This is a genomic window from Salinirubellus litoreus, from assembly GCF_037335815.1.
Lineage (GTDB): Archaea > Halobacteriota > Halobacteria > Halobacteriales > Haloarculaceae > Salinirubellus > Salinirubellus litoreus.
In genome coordinates, this window is sequence record NZ_CP147842.1 from 73,949 (window position 1) to 91,176 (window position 17,228).

Consider the following 17,228-nt stretch of genomic DNA (forward strand, 5'->3'; position numbering starts at 1 on the left):
CCGTGTAGTTCATCGCCGAGCGTGCACATATACCGAGATGCCCATTCCTAATCGTCTGGAATCTCCCGGATACTCATCGGGGGGTTAATCAGGCACAACAGTGAACGACGACGCTTGAGTCAAACAGCGACCATAATACGGTGAGAGACGTGGATTACCAAGCGTTGCCGAGCTCTTCAAGAAGTGTCCCAATATCTTCTTGGGTGTTAAACACGTGGAGAGAGGCTCTGATTGCGTCTGGATCCGGAAGTGACCTGATAATGATATTGGCCTCTTTGGAACGGTCGACAGCCGTCGCTGGATCGTCGACATCGATCGTAACGAGACCGGATTCAGGACTCGTCGGACTCAAAAGCCGGTCATCCGGGACACCGTTGACGAGACGAGTTGTCAGTTGCTGGATTCGGGATTCGACTGTGTCGAGACCAATTTCATCGAGCGTTTCGATGGCTGTTTGTAATGCGACGTAAGGAGCTGGATTTGTCGTGCCGATTTCGAATCGTCGTGCGTCGGGTTCGAATTCGTAGGTTTCGTCCGTTGGCGTTACGACGCCTCGGTACCCGATGGTTCGCGGATTGAGTGTGTCGATCACGTCATCAGACACGTACAGAAAACCGGCGCCCCAGGGCCCGAGAAGCCATTTATGACCCGCGGCTGCGACGATGTCTGCGCCCCACTCGTGGACATCGATCGACGTCTGGCCCACGCTCTGGACGGCATCGACCAACACAAGCGCACCGGCATCGTGTGCGATGTCGACCAACGTCTCGATCGGCAGTCGAGTCCCGTAGTTCCAGGTGAGCGAACTGACGCAGACGAGTTTTGCATCCTCGACTGTCGCCCGATAGGCGTCGATATCCAGCCGTCCCGCGTCACCTTCGACGACCCGAACGTCGATCCCACGAGTGCGCTCGAGTCGTTGCCAGGGGAGGATCCCGGCGGGGTGCTCGAGGTCTGTCCGGACGACCACATCGTCCGTCGTCCACTCAAGCGCGCAGGCAACACGGTTGATCCCGTCAGTCGTACTTTGGGTCAGGGCGATTTCGCCGGGATCGGCTCCGAGGAATTCTGCGACGGTTGCTCGGACATCGTCGTAGGCATCGAATGCAGCCGTGTACATGCCTTCGGCGGCCGGCGCTTCGAATTCGTGGTGTTCGAGGAACGTCTCGGCGGCCGTGACGACTCGGCGCGGACTCGGACCACTCGCTCCGGTATTGAGATAGACAGCATCTTCGAGAGCGGGAATGTCGGCACGGAGATCGAGTGGAGTCACGCTGCCTCCTCCAGCGAGCCCGCAAGTACCTTCGCTGCGGTCGCGATCGGATCCCAGACGGGGCTGAACGGTGGCGCATATGCCAGATCGAGGTTCTCTACCTCACTAACGGTCAGGCCCGCGTGAAGTGCAGTCGCGATCGTGTCGATCCGTTTCGCCCCTTCGCGTCCGACGACGCTCGCCCCGAGAACGCGCTCCGATTCGCGGTCGGCGACGAGCGTGACCGTCAGCTCTTCTGCCCCCGGATAGTAATGGGCCCGCGTCGGTGCTGTGATCTCGACGGAAACCGGATCGAATCCTGCGTCACGAGCACGCGCTTCGTCGATATTCCCTGTTCGTGCTGCGCCGAGGTCGAACGCTTTCACGATCGCCGTGCCGGCGATTTCACCGACTTCCGTCGGCGTTCCCGTGACCGTCTGGCCGATCGCCCGTCCTGAGCGGTTCGCCGTCAGTGCTAACGGGACGTGATCGGCCTCGCCGGTGACGACGTTCGTCGCCTCGGCACAGTCTCCTGCTGCGAAGACGGTCTCGTAGTTCGTCCGGCCGTACTCGTCAGTGGCGATAGCACCGGTCTCGCCGATTTCGATGCCAGCGTCTTCGGCGAGTTTGACGTTCGGTTCGACGCCGACGCCGACGATGGCGATATCTGCCGGCACCGTCCCCGAATCGAGTTCAACCGAGGTGACGGTTTCTTCGCCACCGTACCCTTCTACCGGTGTGTCCAGATGAAGTTCGACGTCTTGTTCGCGAAGATGGTCTTCGACGACCGTCGCGACTGACTCGCCGAACGGTTGGAGAACGTGCGGAAGCATCTCGAACAGGTGGATGTCCAGCCCGCGGCCGGCGAGTGCCTCGGCCATCTCGATTCCCACGTAGCCACCGCCGACGATGGCTGCCGTCTCGGGATCGGTCTCTGTTACGTACGTGTGAATCGCATCGGCCTCGTCCATATCGTGGATGGTGAAGACGCCTTCGAGGTTCATGCCAGCGAACGGCGGTTCGATCGCCTGTGCCCCCGTCGCGATGAGTAGCTGGTCGTACGGCTGCTCGAATCGGCCGTTATCCGTCGAAACCGTCACCGTCTGTGTCTCGGGATCGATACCGACGACCTCGTGATTCGTCCGCAGATCGATGTCCCGTTCTGTTCGGAATGCGTCGGGAGTGACTTGGACGAGGTCGTCTAGCGAGTCGACGTCGCCTTTCACGTAATAGGGCATCCCACACGCGGCGTACGACACCCAGTCTCCCTTCTCGAAGGCAATAATCTCGAGATCAGAATCCTCGCGTCTGGCTTTGCTTGCGGCACTCATCCCGGCAGCGTCCCCGCCGATAACGACGAATGTCTCCGTCATAACTCGGAGTACGTGACCGATCCGCTAAGAGGCGGTATACCATTCTCAGCAACGTGGAATTGCCAAGACCATAGAAACCCAGCGGCAACAATACCGTCACTATGGTAACGGACTGGAAGATTGCTATTCGAGAGGATCGCGGGGCGAAAGACGACTACTTCGAAACGAACTCCCATTCACCGATCCTGCCGGAGGACAGAGAGTCGTTTGACGGTCTGGATTACTATCCGCCACGGGAAGAGTATAGATTCGAGCTGCCGCTCCACGAGCACGAGGACAAAGCAACGGTAACAGTCGGAACGAGTACCGGAGGCGAGCAGGACTATCTTCGATGGGGAGAGTTTCGATTCGAGATCGACGGGGAGACCGTTACGCTCCAAGCGTACAAGAGTGATCCCGAAGACGACCGATTGTGGGTGCCATTTCGGGATGTGACTAGTGGTGAGGAAACCTACGGTGCAGGCCGCTATCTCGATCTCGAAACAGATACCCACCAGACAGACGACGACAGATGGATTCTCGATTTCAACGAGGCTTACAATCCTACCTGTGCGTATTCCGACCACTACGAATGCCCGCTTCCGCCGACGGAGAATTGGCTTGATGTAGCCATCAAAGCGGGCGAAAAGGCCTACAAGTAGATCTCTGCGTTCACGATCGTCCTTCGAGTGCTTTTTCGATCGCGACAGGATCTGTCCGATGCTTGTCTGAGTATGAGGTTGGGAATGAACGAACTCAGTCCCCTGCTGCGGTGGCTACGGATCCGTGTTCGATTTGTGTCCCGAGGAGATCGAGGAACTGGGCGAGCCACTCCGGATGATCCGGCCAGGCCTGTGCCGTCACGAGATCGCCGTCGGTCGTGACCTCATCGACCCACGTACACCCGGCGGCTTCGACTTCGGGCCGGACGGCCGGGTAGGACGTCATCTCGTATCCGTCGAGGACGCCCGCAGCGGCGAGGATTTGCGGCCCGTGACAGAGGGTTGCGACCGGTTTCTCGGCGTCGAAGAAGTGCCGAACAGCGTCAAGCACGGCATCGTAGCCCCGGAGATACTCAGGGGCGCGTCCCCCGGGGACGACCAAGGCATCGTAGTCCGTCGGATTCACACCGTCGAATCCGTGGGTTAGCTCAAAGTCGTGGCCGCGCTCTTCGAGGTAGGTCTGATCCCCGCGGAAGTCGTGAATCGCGGTTTTGACGGTCTCCCCACCATCTTTCTCGGGACAGACGGCATGGACGTCGTGGCCGACGGCCTGGAGCGCCTGGAACGGAACCATGATTTCGTAGTCCTCGCCGAAGTCGCCGACGATCATCAGGATTTGCTTGCTCGACATGTTCACATACGATTGGAGTGCATTGGCCTTACCTCACAGGACGATTCTCGGGTGCTGGTAACACCGAGTAGGCCCGGTCTCGATGATCGCTATTTTACAAATAGAGGTGGACTTTATTGTCGTACTCCGGGTGAGCTAGTCCGACATCACATGTACGGGACAATTCTCGTCCCCCTCGACGGGAGCGATCCCTCACGTAGGGCTCTCGCACACGCAGTTAGCCTCGCAGACGAGATAAACGCAACAGTCCACGTCCTTACTGTCGTGGAACCGTCGCGGAGTTCACTCACATTTGGTATCGACGAGGTCGAAGACATCAATCAAGCGATCACCGATCTCGTCGAGACGATTGTGGACAGTAACAGTTGGACGGATGTCTCGATCCAGAGCGACGTGAGGAGAGGACATCCGGCCTACGAGGTGATTTTGGACTACGCCAACGAGATCGATGCCGATCTCATCGTCCTGAGTCGACGGGGTGCATCGTCACTTCCAGATGTCGTGTTCGGAAGCACGGCCGATCGAGTGACGCGATTCACCGATATTCCTGTCACTCTCGTTCCCGACCCCCGAACGGATTGATGTCTGTTCCGTTCTTCTGGGTACCCGCTGGGTCAGGGTGTTATGACATCCGACGCCGAACGAGGTAGACGAGGAGAAATCCGGCTGCGACGGCAAGTACAGGGAGTTCGTACGGTCGGTCGTGGAACGTCAGAATCGCTGCTGCGACGACGAGCGCTCCGGCGAGCACCGCATATCCGAGATCGTGATCACCCATCCTGTGTCCATCAACTGGCTCCGTACGGACGACCAGTTCGCCGCGTTCGAGCCGGTACAACGTTCGATCGAATCGGGACGGAACTCGTGCCAGGGCAGGGAGCGATCGGCGAATGTCCGTCCACGTCTCTTCGATGATTGCATCGAGTTCGCTCTCGATGAGTCCCTGCTCGACGAGGAATGAGCGCACGACCGCGAGGAAGTCAAACTCGGGATCGAGCTGTCGACAGACGCCTTCACCGACGGTCCCGACCCGAATGAGTAGCATCACATCCGGCGGAATACGAAATGGGAAATCACGGAGCATCGTTGTCAACTCCGTGATGATCATCCGCCAGGTGATCTCCGATCGGCCTTCGAGATTCTCGACGACGAGTTCGAGAACCCGGGCGACCTCGGCACGATTGACGTGTGGTTCGAGGACGTCGAGCGCGATGAGCGCGTCGACCAGGTCGTCCACGTCGCGACGGACGAGCGCCCGATAGAGCCCGATGATATCCTCCTGCACGGTGGCTGGAAGGCGTTCGCTCATCCCAAAGTCGAAGAGTAGCAGACAGCCGTCGTCTGTGACAGCGAGGTTACCTGGATGGGGATCAGCGTGGAACACCCCGTCGACGAGGCCCATCTCCAGATACACCTCGATGATCCGTGTTGCCATCTCGTGTGGCGTCACGTCGACATCGTCGAACGCGTCGTCGTCGGTTATTTTCCGGCCGGTCAGGTACTCCATCGCCAGCACACGCTCCGAGGACAGGGTCTCATAGACGTCAGGGATGACGACTCGATCGTCGTCGACGAAGTTCTCCCTGATGTCCGCCATGATCGCCCCTTCTCGGTCGAAATCCAACTCATTCAAGATGATGTCCTCGAAGTCGTCGGCGGCGTTTTCGATCGAATATTGCTGGCGGTCGCTCGCGAAGAGGCTCACCAGCGGAATCAGTCCGCGGACGACCCGAAGATCACGCTCGATCACGGGTTTCAGTCCAGGACGTCGCACCTTGAGTGCGATTCGCTCATTCCGATATTTGACAGTATATACGTATGCGAGTGATCCACCGGCGATCGGTTCGAGCGACGACCGATCGAGTTCGTCGCCAAGTTCTTCGTCAACGACCTGCTTCGGATCTCCCCCCACGTCTTCGGGAACTTCATCTTGGAGGGTTCCGAAAACGTCGGCATAGACCGGCGGCACGATATCGGGGCGTGTCGAGAGTACCTGTCCGACTTTGATGAATGCCGGTCCAAGTTCGAGCATCGTATCGCGGATCTGTTCGGCTCGCTGTCGATGTGTCTCGTCAGCGACTCGCCTTCGTGATCCGAACAGAATGAACCGCCGCCGATCACGGAGAAACGCCAGCGCGAAGGGCAGAAATCGGAAGAGGACGACGAGATACCGGCGGAACAATCCGTTCATTCTATCGGGGTAAGCAATGATTGGGTGTAGTCAACTGGCAACACAAACCTCGTTTTCGAACGAATGGCATATGTAAGTGAAGGAGTGGTTATATCGCCTCGTATAACCATCCACCTCTTTAGACCAGCCAAGCATTTGCGGCCGTTCTTGGATGATGAAGATAATCATCTGCACTTATTGTGAGCACAGACTCATCTTTGACCGAAGAGCCCCATGTACGACACCGTCCTTATTCCGACTGATGGTAGTGACCATTCCGTTCGTGCTGCCGAACACGGGCACTCCCTCGCGCAATTGTTCGATGCAACGGTTCATGTGATCAACGTCGTTGATCTCCAAGGCGCTGGGGGGATGTTTGATGCTGGAGGTATTGATCAGAGTATCAATGATCAACTCATCGCCGAGGGCGAAACCGCGATCGAGGCAGTCGAAGCCGTCGTTGGCGAACGAGATTCGGTGACGACTACCGTCGTCAAGGGGGAGCCATCCGAGACGATTCTCGAATACGCGGACGATCATGATGTTGACGTGATTACGATGGGAACGCACGGCCGGACGGGACTGAATCGCTATATTGCGGGCAGTGTGACTGAACGCGTCGTTCGTCTCGCTGACGTCCCTGTCCTTACGGTTCGTGCAACTGACCAGAGTCAGCTCGTGGGAGAGTACGATGAGGTCCTCATTCCCACCGATGGAAGCGAGCCCGCAGCTATGGCGATCGATCATGGACTCGCGATCGCACAGAAGACGGGTGCTCGCATTCACGCTGTAAATATCGTTGACGTCGGCGACGTTGCCGCCAGTCCAAACTATACCCCTCCGACAGAAGTGATAGAGCACCTCGAATCGGAGGGAGAAGCGGCGACGGATCGTATCGCTACACAGGCTCGAGCACGGGGGCTTGACGCGATTACTGAAGTTCGTGAAGGATTTCCGGCGAGCGATCTCCTTGACTACGCTGACGAACACGATATTGACCTGATTACGATGGGGACCACCGGCCGCACAGGCCTCAATCGGTATCTTCTGGGCAGCACCACCGAACGGATCATCAGGCATGCGGAGATACCAGTCTTGGCAGTAAACGCGAGGGAACAAGAGAGGAATTAACGAGTTCAATAACAGAAGAGCTACTAACGGAGATCTGCCTCAATTTCGACGTATCCACCACGAAATCCGATTAAGTGCGAGGTTGAATACCTGACGAAACCATTGATGTATGAACCCCGTTGGGACGGGCCCAGGGTTACTCGTCCGGTTCGAATTCACGGGACTGGCTCTCGATCACCGTTGCGGCGTCATCTAGCATTTCGCCGGCCGTCGCGATGACGTCGTCGAGGGTCGCGATTCCGACGAGCGTCCCCTCGTCGTCGACGACTGGAATCCGCCGAACCCGACCTTCGGCCATCGTCGCGGGGAGGTCGACTGCCGTGGCGTCCTCGTGGATTGTCACCGGATCTGGCGTCATGACGTCGTCGGCAGTCAGGTCGGACAGGTCGTCATATCGGGCTACGGCGAGGGCGATATCACGGTCGGTGACGATGCCAACCGGCTTGTCATCCTCGGCGATCACGAGGTCGCCGAGTTCCTCGTCCAGCATCGTCTGGGCGAGTTCTTTGACTGATGCGTCCCTGCTGGCCGTGATAACGTCTACCGCGAGATTCTTGACTGGCATGATCCACATAAAAATGTGCTGACTATTCACAAATAGCCGACCTGCTTCTACCAGTAGATGGGAATCTTGAGTCTCTTCATCAGGCCTCACAGAGTGGTTTGTCCCCGATAAATGGAATTCACCGCATGTCTTCGAGACTGATGAACGAGCCTTCTTTCGCCGTAATCCAGGTGGTCAGGCGTTCGAAGTCAGTCGCGTCCGGGGGAAAGACCGTGCATTCGGCGGGGCGGTTTTGAGAGACGATGATTTCAGCAGCTAACATCGGGGGCACGTCTTCGGGAGTCGCTTTGATCGGAAGTTGGTCGTCTTCGTCGTCCGTCGCGCGTTCGTTCATCGTGATGAACCTCCGTGGGGAAGCCTCTGTGAGGGAGTACGGCCGATAATCCAAAAACTACCCACTATACTTCCCATTCTTCGAGAAATCCTGATGGTCGACACCCACTCATGAGGGAGTTCCGGGCGCTCGTCCCTGGCCATGGAGAGTATACTTACCCCTCGACTTCGTATGGAGACATCCGTATGTACGACAATATCCTCGTCCCCACCGATGGTAGTCCAGGTGCCGAAAACGCGACCGCCCGTGCCTTCAACCTCGCGCGAACCGGCGACGCGACAATCCATGTCCTTCACGCCGTCGGTCCCGACTTGACCGCGGTCAATCTGGATTCAACGGATATTGAAGAATTCCGACAGCAGTCCGAAAAGCGCGGGCGGGAGGCGACCGTTCAGATCCAAGAGCGGGCGACGGATCTCGGGCTTGATGCCGTCCGGACCGTCCATGAGGGGACCCCGTATCGGGCGATAGTCGAGTACATCGACGAGAACGAGATTGACCTAGTGGTGATGGGAACGCATGGCCGGACCGGCGGCGAACGAGCACGGCTCGGCAGTACCACGGAACGGGTGATTACGCTCGCGAACGTCCCGGTCATGGCCGTCCGTCTGGCTGAGGACGATGTCGTTCCCGAATCGGGATATGGGATGTACGACCACGTTGTGATTCCCACTGACGGGAGCGATGCCGCCGAACGGGCCGCTGATCACGCACTGGGCATCGCCGAGCGCTACGGCGCCGACGTTCACGTGATCTACGTCGTCGACACGACGACCTATGGGTTCGAAGACTCTCCCCGGAGTATCGTCGGCCTCCTCAAGCAGGGCGGGCAGAACGCGGTCGAGGAGATCGCGACCGATGCTCGCGAGCTGAATCTTCCGGTGACAACTGACATTCTCCGTGGTGTTCCCCACGAGGAGATCCTCGAGTACGCGTCAGGTGTTGACGCCGACGTGATCGCGATGGGGACTCGCGGTCGAACTGCGGACACAGACCGGCTTCTCGGGAGTACGACTGCACGCATCGTCAGGCGGGCCGACGTGCCAGTGCTAACGACCGCGTGAGTTCCATGAGCGTGGAAACACTCTGCCAGATCTGCGAATCGGCACCTGCCAATTATCAGTGTCGGCGGTGTGGTGCGCTCGTATGTAGTGACCACTACGATGAGGATACCGGGTTATGTACTGACTGCGTGTCCAGCACCAACAAGTATTGACTGACACATGATGGGGATTCGATTATTCGCTAAAATGCTCGTATTACGATTCTCAATAGCAGACACAAATAGTGTGTTGAATTGAGGTTGTATCACTTCGAAAAGAAGGTTCTGCGTATGTGTGCTGGGTTATTCGGCCCGTTCCGCTTCAAGCGCCTCAAGCGTCTGGTAGGCTTCGACGGCGTAGGTCATGGCAGGTCCGCCACCCATCACGACGGCGATTTTCAATGCATCGACAATTTCGTCGTGAGTCGCGCCAGCGTCCAGTGCTGCATCGGTGTGCCAGAGGATGCAGTGGTCGCACCTGACAACTACTGAGATCGCCAGCGACATCAGTTCCTTCGTCTTGTTGTCGATCGTGTCGGTCGCTTCTGCGGATTCCACGAACCCGACGAACGACTCGAGTTCCGGTGCCTCTTCGATCAGATCCCCCAGCGTCTCTTTGAAGTCAGCGAGATCTCGCGTGTAGGACATCAACGTGAACATCGTCCAGGTCGCGTATAAATTTCGACTACAGTTCCTAAGTGGCGAGAACGTCGTCGAAAATCCGGCCGATCCTGGCGAGGACCTGCACTAATGGTTTCGAAGGGCTTCGTCTACGACCAGCAGAGCGATCCAGATGCGTTGAGCATTAGAACGCGTAGATCACTGTTAGAAACGAGGAACTTGTTTACGGCTCAAACACTCCGCGAGCGAATTAGGACATCTCCGGCTCCTCGATGACGTCATCGAACCCCTGAGCTGTCGCTGTCGTATCGAGATAGTCCGCGATGTCTGTCTCTTCTCCGTGTTCATCGTATCGTACAGGAATCTCGATCTGCTGCTGTTCGGTGAGCGTCGACTGGCCAGTGATGGTTTCGAACAGCGTTACGAAATGCGTGCTCCGATCGGGGCGATCTGTCATGGTTCTCAGTCTCCCAGTATCGAAGCGGGCGATCCGGTCCGCCCGGGGGCCTTCCCCCGTGACACCCGCACCTCCGTCTCTCCCCGAGTCCCGAGTGAAATGACGACATCGTCGACCAATCGGGTATACTCACTGGCGTGTTTCCCGGACTGACGAATGCGGGTCCGTTCTTCGAGCAACCCGGCCTCGGTGAGGAGATCGAGTTTGCGATACGTCGTTGACAGCGGAAGGTCGTGAGCTTCGGAGACCTCGTTTGCCGTTAACGCTTCTTCATCCGTCGCATCGAGAATAGCACGACAGTCAGCATCGTCGAGCGCATTGAGGAGCTGTTGAACAGCACTTTCGGCAACGATAGTTTGCACGTCTTTCGTGGACTCTTCGGATGGACGGACCGTCGCAGATGCCATCGATGATTGGCTCATATACGGTTGTGACCGCGGCCATCAGGAGTAACACACACCCACACTACCCGGGCAGGTTTATAACAACGAGACGAACACCTTCGGATTCTTCCGACTTGGGCCAAGGGAAGCCCGGCAACACCCGAGCGAACGGAACGAGGACAGCGGCACCCATCCTCTAGAGGAGGTCTTCCAGAATTTTCGATTCCGCCGCCGTGAGGTGTTCCCTGAATGTGGAGGGATTGATATCGAGTTCCGCCGCGATTTCCGTCGCGTTGGATCGCCGTGGACGATCGAAGTATCCCTTCTCGTAGGCGGTTTCCAAGATCTCGAGCTGTCGGTGAGTGAGTTTGCTCCGGTCTACGAACACACTATCTTGGGATTGCTCTCCGGCCGGAGACTGGACAAATCGTTTGATATCTACCTCGGGAAACTGATCACGAAGCTCGCCAATTACCTCCTGGAGTTGGTCGTAATCGGCCGCGTGAAACACGATCGTCAATGTTCCATTCCGAGCAACGTATCGAGCGACGGGACACCCGAATTGACCGAGATATTCGCACGGACAGTCCATACCGTCATCGTGGGTAAGCCGGTACCGATCTGAGGACCCATGTGAGAAAATCGGAGTCGCATCTACCTCGAAGTCACCATCTGAACCCATCGAAAACTCGGTCACACTCTCCGTACAATCGGATGAACAGACGTTCGTCGCTACCGAGTCAATCGTCGTCTCTGCCGCCGCTGAGAGTTCGACGATCGGACAGATGCCCGGAGTAGCGAACTCAACTTCGGCCTGGATTCCAAACGGCATGATGGCTCAAAAACATACAGTATGGAGGAACTTCAGTATACAGGTGCCACCACAGACCTCCGGAGCAGCGTCAACGTTGGCACGCGGCTGAAACAACTGACCGTGTCGCATCAAGCAGTGAAATAGCCCCGACTATCGTGCATAGTAGCAGCGTGCTCTCACGACACTGATGCTACCAACTGATGATGAGTTCGATAGAGCCGAATACCCTCTTCCATTCAATCGAGCACCGGGCGGTCGATTCGAGCGTGGTCGAGACAGATTAAGAGTCGGTATCCTCGCGCTCGATCTCGATACGGCGACCACTCAACTCGTCCGGTTCGAGTTGGTACAGTTGGATATCTAGATCTTGGCGAGATCCCCCCCAGATCTCGAAGAGCGGTCGTTTGGCCTCGCCGTATTGCTCGATGTGTTCGACGGTCAATTCATCTCGTGGAACCTCGTTGAGTGTCCCGGTTGTAACGACGCTCCGGTAGATTGGATCGTCTTCCTCATACACCACGAGACGTGCGTGTGGTGAGGATGCGAGGAACCGTCGTTTTTCGCTTTCGGGTGTCGAAACTAACCGAAGATAGAAGCGACGTACTTCGGTGTCATACCCATACGAGATGGGAATAGCGTACGGCTCGCCTTCCCGCGCCAGGGATAATACTCCCGTCTCGTGGCGCCCGAGAATAGAATCCGTCTCCTCTCGTGAAAGTTGGGTTTCCTGATCCAGCGTCATCGTTCTCCGTATGACCACCGACAGGAGACAGCCCTTAATACCTGCCCCCGGCGTTCGACCTCCTCCGGAAAGCGAGAAGGCCTGGATGAAGGGCAGACTCGCTATTTTGTCGAGATATCCTCAAGAGTGTTGTCGCAAAATGCAATCAAGACGAGTCCCCAGTAGAGTTTTTCCGGAACGCCTCCATTGTCACGGAAGTTCCACAGATGACACATCCTCTATCGACGAGTGACTCTTTCATCGAGTCGTTTACCTTCAAAGATTCGTCGCACGCTGGACAAAGGAACACGTATTCCTTGTCCTCTTCACTACTCATCGTATACGATGAAATGTTGTCTCCCGATATATGATGCGCTCCTTTTCCGAATCTATGAGAACCACGCCTCGTCTGTTGTCTCGACAGTCAGCGCGAGCCTCGGCTACCGGTTCACTCGGCAAGCGATCTCCTCATGTTGCCGGGATTGATCGGGTCGGGTTCTCACTCTATCTTCGCCCGTTCGGTTTACACTTGGGATTCGACTGGGAATTTTCACGATCGCTCGATCGAGTACCTAGGGAAGATTCCCTCACTCGATAGGAGATCAATCACTCCTCGCCACGAAGAGATTCGATCCGCTGTTCGGGATGGTCAATCGCGTCTTCGAAGCTCTCGTGCGCTCGATTACTCAGTTCCTCGGCCTCGTTCACTGCCTCGTCAAAGGCATCACGTACTCGCCTGATAACAGTCTCGATGTCGTCGGATTGGTTCATGATCCGGTCATCTCTGCTCGGCTTTCTCTATCCGGAGCGGAGTCCATTCGGCCCTGACGTCGAAAGCGATGTATGACCGGTCCAGAGATGACTCACCGACCGGCTTGGAAGCGCTAAAGGTCTCGATCGGGAGTAAATGAACACCACTTGACTACTGCAATCAAGGCAAAGTGCGACGCGACGACTACGTCTACGGTTAATGGATGACGTTCGAGTGTGATCGGCTCCGGATTGAGGATAAAGTAGTTCTCACATACCAGAGCGAGTCCGATGACCGTCGTTTCGCCGTACGCGCTCTCGACCTACTCGTGGTGGCAGACCAGACAGAGGTCAGAACTGAGATTTCTTCCAACAGAAGCGGTTCCCGTCGATGCGCTCCAGGTAGCGTCCGAACACGAAGCAACAATCCACGTTTTCACTGCCGCAGATACCAGCCAAGACAGCCTCACCTGGACACAAGACGATATTATTATTTCTACGTTTGATCCCCGAATATTCGCGTGTTCAGCCGTGATACGACCACATTGAGGAGGAGGAACACCACGAATCCGACTGCGATCCACACCCACTCGACAGGAGCGAGGGGAACGACCTGGAAGAAGTCATGCAACGGTGTATACAGGACTGCGAGGTGGACGAGGAGCGACACGCCGATAGCCCCGACGAGCCACAGATTCGAACGAAGCGTCTGGTCGTACCGCGAGCGGATGACCTGAATGCGGATCAGTTCGACAACGACAATGAAGGTAAACAGCAGCGACTGAGCGCGGAGGAGCGACCCCGTGCGGTCAAGGGCATGAAAGAAGATGCCCAAGCCAACCACTGCTAACAGGATGGCGATTGTCAGTATTGACACGAGTACGCGGGTATTGATCACCCCCTCGTCAGTCGGTCGAGGGGGGCGGTCCATGAGGCCGTCCGCGTGAGGGTCCGCACCCAACGCGAGCGCGGGAAGCGTATCCGCAACGAGGTTGATCCAGAGAATCAGGATCGGCGTCAAAATCAACGCCTCTGATGTCGCCGAGAACTGGGCCGGGAAGAGGAGACTTCCGAGCAATACGCCGAGGAACACCACCAGTACCTCACCAGTATTAGTCGAGACGAGATAGTTGACGAACTTGCGCACGTTCTCGAAGATCCCCCGTCCCTCCCGGATCGCGTCACGAATCGTCGCGAAGTTGTCGTCCCGAAGGATCATATCGGACGCCTGCCGCGCGACGTCGGTGCCGCGTTCTCCCATCGCCACCCCGACATCCGCCTGCGTGAGGGCGGGTGCGTCGTTGACGCCGTCACCAGTCATCACGACGGTGTGTCCGTTGTCCTGGAGCGCGTTCAGAAGACGGACCTTATGATCTGGCGTCACTCGGGCGAAGACATCGACGTCTTCGACAGCGCTTGCGAGCTGGTCGTCCGACTGTTCGGCGAGGTCACTACCAGTGAGCGCACCTTCGGGATCAAGTCCAATCTGCTCGCCGACGGCCTCGGCCGTGGTGAGGTTATCACCCGTCGCCAGTACAGTCCGGATGCCAGCCGATTGGCAGTCAGCGATTGCCTCCTCGACTTCCTCTCGGGGCGGATCGATCATCCCCTGCAGGCCGAGAAATACCATTTTGTCTTCGATCTGATCGGGGTCGGCCGACGGATCGTCGATAGTCTTCGACGCGAAGCCCAGGACCCGAAGCGCGTCCTCTGCGAACGACGTCGTTTGGTCGAGGATTTCTCGGCGTTTTTCGTCGGTGAGTTCGTGCACCTCGCCATCTTCGAGGATGGAGTCACATCGATCCAGGACGACTTCCGGTGCCCCTTTCATATAGGCAGTCAGCTCCCCATCGTCGACGAGTACGGTCATCCTTTTCCGCTCCGAGGAAAACTGAATTTCACGGATTCGCTCTCCGGTTGGCTCGATACCCGCCTCATCCGCTAACCGCAGGAGCGCGATCTCCGTCGGCTCACCTCGATACTCGTCTTCCGTTCGGTCGACGTTGTTGCAGAGCGCCCCACATCGTAACAGCGGGGCAACTCCTGGACGAGAACGTTCATTGCCGTCAGCATCGATTTGTCGGCCTTCGGGGACTCCGTTTCCTGATTGCACAGTCGAGTCGGACAGATCCACGACGGAGCCCGAGGCGTAGAGCCGCGTCACTGTCATCCGGTTTTCGGTGAGCGTCCCCGTCTTGTCCGTCACGATGACATCGACCGAGCCGAGACTTTCGACGACCGGAAGCCGTCTGACGAGTGCGTTCCGGTCGACCATCTCACGTGCGCCCAACGCCAGTGTGAACGTCACTACCGCGGGCAAACCCTCCGGCACTCCCGCAACGGCGAGCGTGATTCCAACGAGGAGGATCGCGACCGAGTCCGTCGCGGTGAACAGAAATTGAACAGCGACGACCAGGACGATCAGCGCGACGACCAGTCCACCGATCTGTTTTCCAAGCTGTTCGACCTCGGCCTGAAACGGCGTCTGGTGGTCGTCACCCTCTCCGAGTTGAGTCGCGATCCCACCGACCTCGGTCTCCATGCCGGTTTCGACGACGACCGCGCGTCCATGGCCTTTCACGACGGTCGTGTTCTTGTAGACCATGTTGTGACGCTCGGCCAGCGGCGTGTTGTCGTCGACAGTTCCGGTCGTCTTCTCGACAGGCGTACTCTCTCCAGTGAGTGGTGACTCGTTCGTCCGCAATTCGTCAGCGTCGAGGACTCGAGCGTCGGCCGGAACCGCGTCTCCCTGTTCGAGGTGAATGAGATCACCGGGGACGATCTGTTCTGCGTCAATAACCTGTTTTTGGCTATCGCGGACCACGGTCCCATTGGGACTTGCGAGTTCTCGAAGGGCCTCGATCGACCGGGTGGCCTGATAATCTTGGACAAATCCGAACAGCCCGTTCGCACCGATGATGAGGACGATAAACGCCGCCTCGGTGTAATTGGGGTGGCCACCAGGAAGAAATCCGACACCGAGCGACAGAATTGCCGCCACGACGAGGAGATAGATGAGCGGGTCGCGGAACTGCGTGACAAGCAGATCGAGAACTGATGTCCGTTCAGCGTCGTGGATATCGTTCGTGCCGTACTCCGATAGTCTGCGATCCGCTTCGTCAGATGAGAGCCCCGTCTCGTCGGTCGTTAACGCTGAGAAGACATCGTCAGTCGACGTTGCGTGCCAGGGTTGCGAGCGAATCGTGTCCGAATTGGAGCGAGTCATACTGTCGAGGGACGCCACACGCGGCTCGGTTCTACGCTGAACTCGTCCAACTCCGATCGACCGCGTGTTACAGGTACGCGACGAGACACCGGCATTGCACAAAACGCTCCCGGAGTGCGCCTCTTGTTCTCTGTACGCTCCGTGAACGCCTATGTGTCGGTGTTGGGCGCTCGGACCGTCAGTACCGGAATCGGCGACGTGCGAACGAGATACTCAGTGACGCTCCCCAGGACGTATCGGTCGAAGCCAGTTCGCCCGTGAGTGCCGACCACGACGAGGTCAATATCGTGTTCGTCGATATAGGTGAGGATCACTTGGTGAATCGAGGGGCCATATTCGACCGATGTTGACGCTGGCTCGACACCAGCGTCGTCCGCGAACGCCGCGGCCCCCTCAAGGAGTTCGTGGGCACTTTTTTCCAACATCCTCATCTGGATATCAGGACGGACATCGACTCCCAAGGTCGTTATTGCAATCGCAGTGAGGAGATGCAGTGCTGCGTCTTCGGCATCCGTGATATCGACGCCGATGGCGAGCGCTTGGTTCGCACAGTCACTCCCGTCGGTCGGGACGAGGATGTCCTGATAGGGGTGAGAGATCGTGACATCGTCGTCGGGCCGCATCGTGAGCACGGGGACGTCCGCCCGACGGATGACCCGCTCGCTGGTGCTCCCGAGCAGGAACCGTTCGAGCCCGCGGCGACCATGCGTCGGCATCACGACGAGATCGAGTCCGTGTTTTTCGGCATAGTCGACGATTTCGCGATACGGTTCGCCCCGGACAACGTCAGTCACGGTGTCTACCCCCCGTTTGTCAGCTTGCTCAGCTGCCTCGCGGACGATTCGGTCCCCCTCCTGTTCGAGGGCATCAACATCGTCGCCTCGAATCTCCAGAAGACCATTCTGCGTCGTATCTGCAACGTTGAGGATGTGTACTGTCGCGTCGTGGCGGGCTGCGAGATCTAATACGTGATCGAACGCGAATGCTGCCCCGTCACTCCCGTCGGTGGGAAAGAGAATCTCCTCGAACACGACTTCAACGACAGTGCGGACACACA

At 57.5% G+C, this 17,228-nt stretch carries 18 protein-coding genes; 4 read left to right on the forward strand and 14 right to left on the reverse strand.

Going from position 1 to position 17,228, the window contains the following annotated elements:
• Positions 1-154: 154 nt before the first annotated feature.
• Both WDJ58_RS23190 and WDJ58_RS23195 read right to left on the reverse strand, forming a co-directional pair.
• Positions 155-1,273: an aminotransferase class V-fold PLP-dependent enzyme gene (locus WDJ58_RS23190; RefSeq protein ID WP_338917970.1), complete on the reverse strand. Its 1,119-nt coding sequence runs from the start codon at positions 1,271-1,273 to the stop codon at positions 155-157.
• Positions 1,270-2,625: an FAD-dependent oxidoreductase gene (locus tag WDJ58_RS23195; RefSeq protein WP_338917971.1), complete on the reverse strand. Its 1,356-nt coding sequence runs from the start codon at positions 2,623-2,625 to the stop codon at positions 1,270-1,272. Before WDJ58_RS23195 ends, WDJ58_RS23190 begins: the two co-directional genes overlap by 4 nt.
• A gap of 101 nt (positions 2,626-2,726) precedes the next feature.
• Here WDJ58_RS23195 and WDJ58_RS23200 point away from each other — a divergent pair, with 101 nt between their 5' ends.
• Entirely contained in the window at positions 2,727-3,266 is a 540-nt protein-coding gene (locus tag WDJ58_RS23200) for a DUF1684 domain-containing protein (protein WP_338917972.1), read from the forward strand.
• A 94-nt stretch (positions 3,267-3,360) separates the two neighbouring features.
• Here the strand turns inward: WDJ58_RS23200 and WDJ58_RS23205 are convergent, their stop codons facing one another.
• Complete coding sequence (locus WDJ58_RS23205; RefSeq protein ID WP_338917973.1) at positions 3,361-3,957, reverse strand: DJ-1/PfpI family protein; 597 nt, start codon at positions 3,955-3,957, stop codon at positions 3,361-3,363.
• A gap of 150 nt (positions 3,958-4,107) precedes the next feature.
• Between WDJ58_RS23205 and WDJ58_RS23210 the strand changes: the two genes are divergently transcribed.
• The gene (locus WDJ58_RS23210) at positions 4,108-4,539 is read left to right on the forward strand and encodes a universal stress protein (protein ID WP_338917974.1); all 432 of its coding nucleotides are present in this window, start codon (positions 4,108-4,110) and stop codon (positions 4,537-4,539) included.
• Between the two features lie 40 nt (positions 4,540-4,579).
• On the opposite strand, the gene WDJ58_RS23215 is transcribed toward WDJ58_RS23210, so the two are convergent.
• A complete protein-coding gene (locus tag WDJ58_RS23215; RefSeq protein ID WP_338917975.1) occupies positions 4,580-6,148 on the reverse strand; it encodes an ABC1 kinase family protein in 1,569 nt (522 codons plus the stop codon).
• A gap of 213 nt (positions 6,149-6,361) precedes the next feature.
• Here WDJ58_RS23215 and WDJ58_RS23220 point away from each other — a divergent pair, with 213 nt between their 5' ends.
• Entirely contained in the window at positions 6,362-7,258 is an 897-nt protein-coding gene (locus WDJ58_RS23220; protein ID WP_338917976.1) for a universal stress protein, read from the forward strand.
• Between the two features lie 136 nt (positions 7,259-7,394).
• Here WDJ58_RS23220 and WDJ58_RS23225 read toward each other — a convergent pair whose 3' ends face one another.
• Both WDJ58_RS23225 and WDJ58_RS23230 read right to left on the reverse strand, forming a co-directional pair.
• Complete coding sequence (locus WDJ58_RS23225) at positions 7,395-7,853, reverse strand: CBS domain-containing protein (protein WP_338917977.1); 459 nt, start codon at positions 7,851-7,853, stop codon at positions 7,395-7,397.
• A gap of 88 nt (positions 7,854-7,941) precedes the next feature.
• The gene (locus WDJ58_RS23230; RefSeq protein WP_338917978.1) at positions 7,942-8,157 is read right to left on the reverse strand and encodes a DUF7511 domain-containing protein; all 216 of its coding nucleotides are present in this window, start codon (positions 8,155-8,157) and stop codon (positions 7,942-7,944) included.
• Between the two features lie 185 nt (positions 8,158-8,342).
• Between WDJ58_RS23230 and WDJ58_RS23235 the strand changes: the two genes are divergently transcribed.
• The gene (locus WDJ58_RS23235; RefSeq protein ID WP_338917979.1) at positions 8,343-9,221 is read left to right on the forward strand and encodes a universal stress protein; all 879 of its coding nucleotides are present in this window, start codon (positions 8,343-8,345) and stop codon (positions 9,219-9,221) included.
• Positions 9,222-9,502: 281 nt separating this feature from the next.
• Here the strand turns inward: WDJ58_RS23235 and WDJ58_RS23245 are convergent, their stop codons facing one another.
• The 8 genes from WDJ58_RS23245 to WDJ58_RS23280 all read right to left on the reverse strand — a co-directional run bounded on the left by WDJ58_RS23245 (position 9,503) and on the right by WDJ58_RS23280 (position 17,202).
• The gene (locus WDJ58_RS23245) at positions 9,503-9,847 is read right to left on the reverse strand and encodes a carboxymuconolactone decarboxylase family protein (RefSeq protein ID WP_338917981.1); all 345 of its coding nucleotides are present in this window, start codon (positions 9,845-9,847) and stop codon (positions 9,503-9,505) included.
• Positions 9,848-10,070: 223 nt separating this feature from the next.
• A complete protein-coding gene (locus WDJ58_RS23250; protein ID WP_338917982.1) occupies positions 10,071-10,277 on the reverse strand; it encodes a hypothetical protein in 207 nt (68 codons plus the stop codon).
• Positions 10,278-10,282: 5 nt separating this feature from the next.
• Complete coding sequence (locus tag WDJ58_RS23255; protein ID WP_338917983.1) at positions 10,283-10,684, reverse strand: helix-turn-helix domain-containing protein; 402 nt, start codon at positions 10,682-10,684, stop codon at positions 10,283-10,285.
• 172 nt (positions 10,685-10,856) lie between these two features.
• Positions 10,857-11,492, reverse strand: coding sequence for a helix-turn-helix domain-containing protein (locus tag WDJ58_RS23260; protein WP_338917984.1), 636 nt, complete (start codon positions 11,490-11,492; stop codon positions 10,857-10,859).
• Positions 11,493-11,754: 262 nt separating this feature from the next.
• On the reverse strand, positions 11,755-12,216 hold the full coding sequence (locus WDJ58_RS23265) for a pyridoxamine 5'-phosphate oxidase family protein (RefSeq protein ID WP_338917985.1): 462 nt from the start codon (positions 12,214-12,216) through the stop codon (positions 11,755-11,757).
• A 585-nt stretch (positions 12,217-12,801) separates the two neighbouring features.
• Positions 12,802-12,966: a hypothetical protein gene (locus WDJ58_RS23270; RefSeq protein WP_338917986.1), complete on the reverse strand. Its 165-nt coding sequence runs from the start codon at positions 12,964-12,966 to the stop codon at positions 12,802-12,804.
• A gap of 475 nt (positions 12,967-13,441) precedes the next feature.
• Positions 13,442-16,171, reverse strand: coding sequence for a cation-translocating P-type ATPase (locus tag WDJ58_RS23275; protein WP_380661979.1), 2,730 nt, complete (start codon positions 16,169-16,171; stop codon positions 13,442-13,444).
• Positions 16,172-16,320: 149 nt separating this feature from the next.
• Positions 16,321-17,202: a universal stress protein gene (locus WDJ58_RS23280; RefSeq protein WP_338917988.1), complete on the reverse strand. Its 882-nt coding sequence runs from the start codon at positions 17,200-17,202 to the stop codon at positions 16,321-16,323.
• Between the last annotated feature and the right edge of the window lie 26 nt (positions 17,203-17,228).

Excerpts from the sequence above, each read along its gene's own strand:
- WDJ58_RS23210 (WP_338917974.1), top strand. The coding sequence starts at position 4,108 with ATGTACGGGACAATTCTCGTCCCCCTCGACGGGAGCGATCCCTCACGT.
- WDJ58_RS23195 (WP_338917971.1), bottom strand. The coding sequence starts at position 2,625 with ATGACGGAGACATTCGTCGTTATCGGCGGGGACGCTGCCGGGATGAGT.
- WDJ58_RS23200 (WP_338917972.1), top strand. The coding sequence starts at position 2,727 with ATGGTAACGGACTGGAAGATTGCTATTCGAGAGGATCGCGGGGCGAAA.
- WDJ58_RS23215 (WP_338917975.1), bottom strand. The coding sequence starts at position 6,148 with ATGAACGGATTGTTCCGCCGGTATCTCGTCGTCCTCTTCCGATTTCTG.
- WDJ58_RS23265 (WP_338917985.1), bottom strand. The coding sequence starts at position 12,216 with ATGACGCTGGATCAGGAAACCCAACTTTCACGAGAGGAGACGGATTCT.
- WDJ58_RS23220 (WP_338917976.1), top strand. The coding sequence starts at position 6,362 with ATGTACGACACCGTCCTTATTCCGACTGATGGTAGTGACCATTCCGTT.
- WDJ58_RS23245 (WP_338917981.1), bottom strand. The coding sequence starts at position 9,847 with ATGTCCTACACGCGAGATCTCGCTGACTTCAAAGAGACGCTGGGGGAT.
- WDJ58_RS23230 (WP_338917978.1), bottom strand. The coding sequence starts at position 8,157 with ATGAACGAACGCGCGACGGACGACGAAGACGACCAACTTCCGATCAAA.
- WDJ58_RS23250 (WP_338917982.1), bottom strand. The coding sequence starts at position 10,277 with ATGACAGATCGCCCCGATCGGAGCACGCATTTCGTAACGCTGTTCGAA.
- WDJ58_RS23270 (WP_338917986.1), bottom strand. The coding sequence starts at position 12,966 with ATGAACCAATCCGACGACATCGAGACTGTTATCAGGCGAGTACGTGAT.
- WDJ58_RS23235 (WP_338917979.1), top strand. The coding sequence starts at position 8,343 with ATGTACGACAATATCCTCGTCCCCACCGATGGTAGTCCAGGTGCCGAA.
- WDJ58_RS23260 (WP_338917984.1), bottom strand. The coding sequence starts at position 11,492 with ATGCCGTTTGGAATCCAGGCCGAAGTTGAGTTCGCTACTCCGGGCATC.
- WDJ58_RS23275 (WP_380661979.1), bottom strand. The coding sequence starts at position 16,171 with ATGACTCGCTCCAATTCGGACACGATTCGCTCGCAACCCTGGCACGCA.
- WDJ58_RS23205 (WP_338917973.1), bottom strand. The coding sequence starts at position 3,957 with ATGTCGAGCAAGCAAATCCTGATGATCGTCGGCGACTTCGGCGAGGAC.
- WDJ58_RS23255 (WP_338917983.1), bottom strand. The coding sequence starts at position 10,684 with ATGGCATCTGCGACGGTCCGTCCATCCGAAGAGTCCACGAAAGACGTG.